At 54.5% G+C, this 6,821-nt stretch carries 9 protein-coding genes; 4 read left to right on the top strand and 5 right to left on the bottom strand.

From position 1 onward, the window contains the following. The first annotated feature begins 212 nt into the window (after nucleotides 1-212). Nucleotides 213-656, top strand: coding sequence for a MarR family winged helix-turn-helix transcriptional regulator (locus AB4043_RS12975; RefSeq protein WP_442307226.1), 444 nt, complete (start codon nucleotides 213-215; stop codon nucleotides 654-656). A gap of 23 nt (nucleotides 657-679) precedes the next feature. Beyond that, nucleotides 680-1,198, top strand: coding sequence for a DinB family protein (locus AB4043_RS12970; RefSeq protein ID WP_442299220.1), 519 nt, complete (start codon nucleotides 680-682; stop codon nucleotides 1,196-1,198). Nucleotides 1,199-1,393: 195 nt separating this feature from the next. On the opposite strand, the gene AB4043_RS12965 is transcribed toward AB4043_RS12970, so the two are convergent. The 5 genes from AB4043_RS12965 to AB4043_RS12945 form a co-directional block, all read right to left on the bottom strand. Then, nucleotides 1,394-1,807, bottom strand: a complete 414-nt coding sequence (locus AB4043_RS12965; protein ID WP_442307225.1) for an alpha/beta fold hydrolase — start codon at nucleotides 1,805-1,807, stop codon at nucleotides 1,394-1,396. A gap of 77 nt (nucleotides 1,808-1,884) precedes the next feature. Further along, nucleotides 1,885-2,343, bottom strand: a complete 459-nt coding sequence (locus tag AB4043_RS12960) for a DUF4126 family protein (RefSeq protein ID WP_442299218.1) — start codon at nucleotides 2,341-2,343, stop codon at nucleotides 1,885-1,887. Nucleotides 2,344-2,468: 125 nt separating this feature from the next. After that, complete coding sequence (locus AB4043_RS12955; protein ID WP_442299217.1) at nucleotides 2,469-3,257, bottom strand: alpha/beta hydrolase; 789 nt, start codon at nucleotides 3,255-3,257, stop codon at nucleotides 2,469-2,471. Nucleotides 3,258-3,574: 317 nt separating this feature from the next. Then, nucleotides 3,575-4,459, bottom strand: coding sequence for a helix-turn-helix domain-containing protein (locus tag AB4043_RS12950; RefSeq protein WP_442307224.1), 885 nt, complete (start codon nucleotides 4,457-4,459; stop codon nucleotides 3,575-3,577). Nucleotides 4,460-4,731: 272 nt separating this feature from the next. Then, entirely contained in the window at nucleotides 4,732-5,343 is a 612-nt protein-coding gene (locus AB4043_RS12945) for a TetR family transcriptional regulator C-terminal domain-containing protein (RefSeq protein ID WP_442299215.1), read from the bottom strand. Between the two features lie 680 nt (nucleotides 5,344-6,023). Here AB4043_RS12945 and AB4043_RS12940 point away from each other — a divergent pair. Beyond that, nucleotides 6,024-6,224, top strand: coding sequence for a cold-shock protein (locus AB4043_RS12940; RefSeq protein ID WP_442299338.1), 201 nt, complete (start codon nucleotides 6,024-6,026; stop codon nucleotides 6,222-6,224). 117 nt (nucleotides 6,225-6,341) lie between these two features. Continuing rightward, on the top strand, nucleotides 6,342-6,653 hold the full coding sequence (locus AB4043_RS12935; RefSeq protein ID WP_442299214.1) for a hypothetical protein: 312 nt from the start codon (nucleotides 6,342-6,344) through the stop codon (nucleotides 6,651-6,653). The last annotated feature ends 168 nt before the right edge of the window (nucleotides 6,654-6,821 follow it).

Below are 6,821 nucleotides of genomic sequence, written 5' to 3'. Positions count from 1 at the left end.
CACACGCAAAGTTCGTACGGTTTTCCATGGCACAATAGATGTATATGCATATAATTGAGATTCAAAAAGGAATTTGTAAAATCCAAAGCTTGGAATCCGCCGCCTCCCGGACGCACGGTCTCCGTGAAGGCTCGCCCGCTTCCTGTTGGATTTCGAGTTATTTTTGAATCCTAATTAGATGTATACGCATCTTTTCTAGCATGAAGAGCTCGTTGACTCCAACTCTTCCTTGCATGTGCGCCAATATTCGCCGTGCTGCTCGGGCTTTCACCCAGACCTATGACGAGGCGCTACGACCTCTCGGACTGACGATCACGCAGTTCACCATCCTTCAGGCGCTTTCATTGTCGGGAGAGCCGACGCAGGGTGAGCTCGGAGAAATTCTCGCCATGGACAGCACCACGCTGACTCGAACGCTCGCAATTATGGACCGGCATGGATGGATTGCTAAGAAATACGGGGCCGACCGGCGAGAGCGGCGGCTGAGTCTGACTCGGTCTGGGGAATCCGAATTCAACCGTGCAGTTCCGTACTGGCGAAGCGCGCAGGAAACTCTGTGCAAACGGCTCGGCAAACAACGCTGGGACGCACTGGCGAAATTGGTCAACGACACAACCTCGATGCTCGTTGAGCAAGAGGTTTTGGACGCGAAGTAGGTCTTTTCACTTCGGGAGAAGAGATGAATCTTTACGGTCCAAAACAGTTGGCCGACAGCATTCGCGCAGTTCGACGAAACACGGTTTCTATCGCCGAAGACGTCCATGAAGATGACTACCTATTCCGTCCGGCTGGGGACAGCCGCTCAGTCGCGGAAATCCTGATCCATATTGCCTTCTTCTCCAACTTCGATTATCTCTTCCACGAAGAAAAGCATATGACAACGATTGAGGCCTTCGATTTTGGCAAGTTCCTTAGAGATAGCGAGTCCCGGGAGAAGAGGCTCCATACAAAGTCCAAGCTCATTGAGCTGCTGAGAGCTTCGGGAGAAAGCTGGGCAGAGTGGGTGGAATTCCTGCCTGAGCGGTTCCTGACTGAAGGCGTCGCCCAACGCGACGGAACATTGAAGACCCGCTTTGAGATGATTTTGAGAACAAAGGAACACGAGCTGCACCATCTTGGTCAGCTCGCGGTCATTGCACGAATGCTTGGCATTGCACTCTCACGCGAGCTAGAGCATTTCCCTGTAGGTGTAGTGTAGGGCTTCCGTATCTATGGGCGTTTTCCGCAATGAAAACGCGGTTGCACTCCCCTTCCGGGATACCCAGCAACAGGGAAAATGCTCTAAGCGCGCAGGAACTGCTCGTCGGACCTCGGGGGAACATGGAGACAGGCGGCACGTTCCCATTCCGACGCGATAATCTACGACGCCTGTCGACACGATCCCTACGCGCAGTCATTCCACTCCATTGTCAGGTGCATAGGCCGCGACATAGACCAACCCCGCAACCTTCGGGTCGGTTCCTGCCTGAGTGATGACGACGCCTCCATATGAATGGGCCACCAGCAGGGTCTTGCCAGTCTCTCGCGCCAAAGCACGTTGAAGCGTCGCGACATCGTCGGCCAAAGAGGTGAGCGGAAGTTGAATCGCTGTCACGTTGTAACCATCTGCATTCAGGCTCGTGATGACTTGATTCCACGAGGAGYCATCGGCCCAGGCTCCATGTACGAGCAGGACATTCTTGATGCCGGTTGGGCCAGAGGCCTGCACCGTCGGAACGCTAGCGATCCGGGAAGAGCATCCGGCGAGAGCGAGAGTCATCGCCGGAACGAGAAGGCGTAAGGAAGCCTTGACGTTAGAGCTGAACATACATTGATCCTTTTCTCGGTGTAACTTCCTGGGTATGTTTTCTGGTGGGAACTCCCAGGAGATTTTGTTGCTAACTGCTAGTGGAGTGCGATGAAGGCCAGCGCGACCGCCAGGACATCCTCGAGCAATGCTGCCGGCAGGTCACGACCAAATGAGCGGGCGGCGAAAGCCCGTGCCTTAGAGCCGCCGTATGTGCCAGCGACGCTACCGACGATGCCTGCAATGAGACCGACGATGGTGTTGCCCCTGGAGAGGCCAACGGCCGCTCCGCTTGTTGCGCCCATGAGAAGACGAGCGCCGAACTGTGGTAGAACAAGGCGGCTTGGGGTCTTCGGAAGTTTGTCTGTGACAAGCTCTCCTAAAGCCATGAAGCTGAGGATAAGCGCGGTGATGCGTTTTCCGAGGAAGGAGAGCCATGTTCCCTGGAGTGGAAGATGCTCCGAGTTAGCGGCCCAGCTTAGAGCGGCGAGTCCAACGATGGCACGAAGGCCACAGGCAAACCCGATGACGAATGCAGAGATGACGATCGTATTCATTTATTCTTCTCTCTAGGTGTCTTCTTTTCGCGACAGGTCTTCTGTCATAGCGATGAAAAGACGTTGTTAGCAATGAGGCCTCTCGATCGGAGTGGTCCATACTCGAGAGGCCTAGCAGTTAGGTTCTACTTCGAGCCCACCTTGGATACCGCGTTCACAACCACATCTGCAACCTTTGCTGGCTGGGCCAGCATGATGACGTGGCTGGATGCAACGGTGGACGTCGTTGCGCCGATCTTCTTTGCTTCCGCGGCTTCGAGCGTTGGCGAGATCGTGCGGTCATTGCCGGCGATGATGTACCACGACGGCTTCGACTTCCACGCTGGGTCCGTGACCTCGCCCTTCATCGCTGCGACGCTCGTGGGTATCTGTGTCGCGATCAAGGTCGAGATCTCCTTGGCAGAGAGGTCCGGTGCCACATCCTCTGCGATGCCCTTCGACGTAAGTTTGAGGAAGCCACTCTTATCCGGCCGCAGTTCCGCGCCGACAGGAGTGGGCACGCTTGTAATCAGCCCGAAGGCAGATTGACCTTTATCTGGAGCGACGGCAGCGACATACACCAATCCAGCCACCTTCGGGTCGTTGCCGGCTTCGGTGATGACTGCACCACCGTAGGAGTGACCTACCAGCAGGACGGGGCCATCCTCAAGCGCGATTGCTCGCTGTGCCGCCGAGACATCATCCGCAAACGAAGTAAGCGGAATCTGGACGGAAACGACGTGAAATCCTTTCGCTTCCAGCAGAGGGATGAGCTTGGACCAGCTTGAACCGTCTTCCCATGCACCATGTACAAGGAGGACACTCTTCACTCCTTCCTTGGCCGCCGATTGAGCAGCCATATTGGTATTGGGCAAGAACGCGAGAAGAGCGGCGCACGGCGCCATAATGTTGCGAACTAGTTTTGAAATCTGCATTGTCATACTCCCTTAGCACAAGAGTTGCCCCATACAGGTTTGAGGCTCATTCAAGATCCGTACGAATCGAAGCGCAGGTCGACTACCGCAGGTTCCTGCGGTAGTTCCAACACTCGCTCTCTTGTTTGATCTGAGCTTATGTTTGGTATGGCGTCCTATCTAGGCGAAAACCGCCAAAGACGGGACATTCCTGCTGCAGAATGGCACAGGTGCGAAAAGCTTGTTTGCGCGAAGAGGCGCTCCCGGCATGGACTACAACGATTCTCCCGACCACGACGGCGAACAATCGCAGACGGGTTGGCGGTGTTGTCGCTTCGTCATTCCTGGGTCCTGCGCCACATTCCTGGAGTGACTCCATAGATGCGCTTGAAGGATCGATTCAACCCTGACTGATCTGTAAAGCCGCACCGAACAGCGATGTCCGCAAGTGGCAGACGACAGTTCATCAGCAGATCTTTCGCTTTATCAACGCGACGCTCGATGAGCCACCGATACGGCGGTCTACCGTAGGTCTRCCGGAAGGCTCGTGCGAAGTGGCTGAGCGACAGACCGCAGACGTCGGCGACCTGCTGAAGGTCGATTTCTCCGTCAAGATGAGTATCGAGAAACTCCGTTGCTCTCTTCATCTGCTGAGCTGTCAGTCCGCCCTGAGCAGCCCTCGTCACGGGTGTGATGCCGCCGTAGGAGCAGACAAAATGACAGTGCAGTGCGTGCAATACATGGTCGACGAACAATTTGCCGGCGTGCGGTTGATGCAACGTCGTGAGAAGAACCTGGCCCAGGTGATGCACAATAGAATCCGGTTGCCCGAACGGCCCGCTGAGTCGATCCACTCGACCCATCCGATGAGAAGCAGCAACCTCGTCTAGGGCGTCCTGCGTGAGATGCAGTACCAATGTGTCGAAAGGGCCGGGCAGGAAGATCCCCGGCCTATCTTCGAGCCTGAGCACGCTCACTCCGCCGACGGGATAATACCCTTGCGATACTTTCTTGCTTCCTAGGAATTGCTCGATAGTCGGGATCTCTGCAAGCTGTAGTGCGACCATGTAGTCACGCGCTGCGCCGTCTCCGCGCGTGACTGCCGGAAGTCCTTCTTCGCTCCGGATGCGCCCGAACGAGAAAGGAGCGAATCGGGAGATGGTGAGACTCGCGCTGGCCATTTCCTTGACGTACAGGCCCTTCGCAAATTGATCCCAAAACACTGGTATGGTTTTACTCCCTTTAGAAACTTGTTTTCTGTGACGCTCATAGCCGTGCGTCTGCTAGGACTGCATGTCGACTCTTTGCGCTTCATGCGCAACTTCATACTGTAACAGACGCAAGCGGTAAATCGAGGTTGCAAAATTCCGACCGGTCGGAAGTAAATTACGATACGAATATTCTAACGATGAGCCGGCTCATTTGCTTAGAAGATTGACGAACAGGAGGATTGCAATCCCAACAGGCGGCTATTTCGAAGCCAAATCTTCGAGACTTACGAGCGCGCTCGCACTTCGTTATCTAGAAAACGAGTCAGGTTGTCCTGTGCGTATGCGAGCGCGCTTGAGCGCTTGTCGATCCTTGAAACAGCGGTCGCTCCTTCAAGTGTGGAGATTAGGAAGGTGGCTACACTCTGCGGATGAACGCCATTACGAACCTCACCTCTGCTCTGTCCTTCCGTAATGATGTTCACCAGCACGCCTTCCCACCCTCGATAGGCCTTGCGGGCGCGATCGCGAAGAGCCATGTTGCCGTCGTCCGTATCGACGACTGTGTTCAATAAGGGGCAACCGCCGGCAAAGCTTGGAGTCTTGACGTAATTGCTGATGTGGATTGCGAGTTTGTCTATCGCATTGGAGACCGAATCCAGGTTAGCCAGGCGTTTCTGCGCTGTATCGGTCCAAGCGAAATCAAAGGCTTCAAGGGCCAGTGCTTCCTTGCTAGCGAAGTGACCATAAATAGACCCCTTTTCCAGCCCGACCGCCTCGACGATATCCTGCATTGACGCGCCGTCGAAGCCTCGCTGATTGAAGATGACTGCGGCTTTGGCAATGATATTCCGGCGTGTTCTTTCACCTTTGCTCGAATGCTTCTTTGTTTCTTTCACAAATCCCCTATATGGCGAGTGCGGTTGCCGCATGTCTCCTACCCGCACGCTCCTCTTCTCACCAGATTAGAGGGTCTTGCTTGCCAGGCGATTCAAACGAACGACTGGTCGGACAAGAATTATAGAGGAACGTTCATAAAGAGAAATGCCGTCCCGGCGGGATAAGCTGACTCCGGCCGTGCTGATGGCTAGTGGGTCATGGACGCACCGGCTGATTCCATAATGTGACAATGTTCTTGCGGCGCATTTCTCTCTCCTGCGATCCGCTGAACTGTATTGCAAGTCGCTTCTGCATCAGCGGCATCGTCCTTCTGTCGCTTCACTAGAGGGAAGAAATTAGATGGAGGTGGCGCCGAGTGTGCCAATTCCCGCACCAATAATAAGCACCCGTGTGTGCGTCCGTGGCAACCCATGCAGACCGAGCGACAGGCAAGAATGTTGCTTCGTAGCGTCCCAGGCGTGGGAGCTCTCACCGCGCACCGACTAATCCATTTTGGGAAACCTGCTGTTTCGATCGCTCAGTTCTTTCTGCCCCTTTCCCACCAGTGGTAGACTGTTTCTAGACGTCGAATTTGATCTGGTGTTCTTGCTTGTTCTGGCTTGTCGCTTTGCTCGCAAACAATTCCACATTGCGTTCAGCGGTACATCAAGTCACAAGGAAAAGCATTATGAACAACATCATGGAACAAGGAACTGTTAAGTGGTTCAACGACGCAAAAGGCTTCGGATTTCTGAGCCGCTCAAATGGTGAGGACGTATTTGTCCACCACAGCGCCATTCAGAGCAACGGTTTCCGCTCGCTTCAGGAAGGCCAGAACGTTCAGTTCAACGTCAGCAAAGGCCCAAAGGGCTGGCAGGCCGAGAACGTTCAGGTTGCCTAAGTCAGAGAGCTAAAGTGAAGGGGCAGTCCTCAGGACTGCCCCTTTTGCGTCGGCGAAATCGTCTGCACCTCGCCGTTTACCTCAGATTGCACGTCCAACCGCAAAGCAGGAGGATCAATGCAGAAGCCCGGCAAAGTAGAAGACAAATACTATCTGAAGGCCGTTCACCAGGAAATCAGTTTGTATGATCGCAAAATGGCTCACCTGAATCGGTTCGAGATATTTGCTTCCGATGCAGAGCGCGAAACGGCCCTCCGGAAGATGAATGGCAAACGCGAATTGTTGGTCAAGACGGCGCGCAGACTTGCCGGAGATGGAATTGAATTCAAGGAATCGGACCTGCCACACTCGTTCCGCACTGCTGTGATTGCGCCGGAGCTGGTCATATCTGCAATGGTGGACCACGAACAATCCATCCCAACATCCTGACCTTAGTTACTACTCGATCGCTCTAGGAAAGGCGCAGCCGAACGATGTTCTGGCTGCGCTGTTTTGTGTTCAATGCCTCTTTGCGCTCCGATGCTGAGCTGGAGCCAGGCGTCGAAGAGCCTTCGGTTGACGATGACTCCTCCGAAGTGTCGAAGCGTGGATGGATCC

The organism is Terriglobus sp. YAF25, from assembly GCF_052113305.1.
In the GTDB taxonomy this organism is placed as follows: Bacteria; Acidobacteriota; Terriglobia; order Terriglobales; family Acidobacteriaceae; genus Terriglobus.
The sequence above is the reverse complement of the archived record's forward strand: the minus strand, read 5'-3'. Positions and strand labels throughout refer to the sequence as shown.